A 1511-nucleotide genomic window follows, 5' to 3' on the forward strand; every position below is an offset into this window, starting at 1 on the left:
CTAGACGGTATGAGGGCTGACCTGAGGCCGAAGGCCTCGGGCTGCAAACGGACGTGGGTTGCCGGTGTCGAGTGAACACTCGCACTGGTAGAGCCACAGTTGCAGATCAGGAGGCCTCCGGTGAGTTTCAACGGTACGAGTGTCGGGTTGGATGTGCATGCGCTTTCGGTAGTTGCGCACGCGGTCGATGAGGAAACGGGTCGGGTTGAGCGGGCACGGTTGTGTCCCGACCACGGCGAGATCCTGGATTGGTTGCATCGATTGCGCGGGCCGGTGCGGGTGGCCTACGAGGCGGGACCTACGGGGTTCGGGCTGGCTCGGGCTCTGGCTGATGCACAGATCGATTGCGTGGTGGCCGCGCCGTCGAAATTGATTCGTCCAGCGGGGGATCGGGTCAAGACCGACGCGCGCGATGCCGCGCATCTCACCCGCCTGTTGAGGTTGGGCGAGATTACCGCGGTCAGCGTGCCTGACGCTGACGTGGAGGCGGTACGTGATCTTGTCCGGGCCCGCGAAGATGCCCGCGCAGACTTGATGCGGGTCCGGCATCGGTTGTCCAAGCTGCTGTTGCGCCAGGGCCGGGTGTACTCGAAAGGACATGCCTGGAGTGGCGTGCACGAAACCTGGCTGCGGCAGCAGCGTTTCGACGATTCCCATACCAGGACAGCATTTGACCATCACTTCGATGCAGTGCTTAGCGCGACTGCTGCTCGGGACCGCCTCGACGAGCAGATCGTCGCGGTCGCGGCCTTGCCGCGATGGGCCGATGCGGTCGACCGGTTGGGATGTCTGCGGGGGATCGCGGCATTGACCGGGTTGGCGTTGACCGTGGAGATCGGTGACTGGACTCGGTTCACCGGCTCCTCGATCGGCGCCTACATCGGCCTGGTACCTACCGAATACTCCTCGGGTGCATCGCGGGTGCAGGGTTCAATCACCAAGGCCGGCAACGCCCACGTGCGACGTTTGTTGATCGAGGCGGCCTGGCACCACCGGGCCCCCTACCGCACCTCTGGGCCGACGATGCGAGCTCGGTGGGCCAAGGTGGACCCTGCGCTCAAGGCTCGCGGGCATGCGGGCAACCGTCGACTGCATCAGCAGTGGTGCCGATTCAACGAACGGAAGAAGCCGCACGTGGTCGCCAACGTTGCGGTGGCCCGTCAACTCGCGGGATGGTGCTGGTCACTGGCAACTTTGGAATGACCGGGCCACCACCGAGCTTGATCGGAGCCAGTCGGTGGGCGACGAGGTAGGCGAACTGGATCTGCGTTTCAACTATGAGCCACAAAGTAATTCAGCGATTTACGATGTGACGCCCGTCCCTAGAGAGCAGCCACCGTTCGCGCCGAACCATCGTCTTGCGGTACCCAACCCGCGCATATCAGGCTGACACCACCGTCGTTGACCAACGAACGCCGCGGCACCGACTACCCGATCAAACGAAAGCCGCCCCGGCACGAACCCCGGGGCGGCTTTCACCTGCCACTTGACAAAAGGTGCCTACATATCAG

The 1511-nt window shown here is 63.7% G+C and carries 1 protein-coding gene; it reads left to right on the forward strand.

The annotated features are described in order from the left end of the window. Positions 1–120 precede the first annotated feature (120 nt). The gene (locus AC5Y5V_RS31295; protein ID WP_499942942.1) at positions 121–1203 is read left to right on the forward strand and encodes an IS110 family RNA-guided transposase; all 1083 of its coding nucleotides are present in this window, start codon (positions 121–123) and stop codon (positions 1201–1203) included. Positions 1204–1511: the final 308 nt, after the last annotated feature.

It is taken from the genome of Mycobacterium sp. NGS68 (assembly GCF_059812195.1).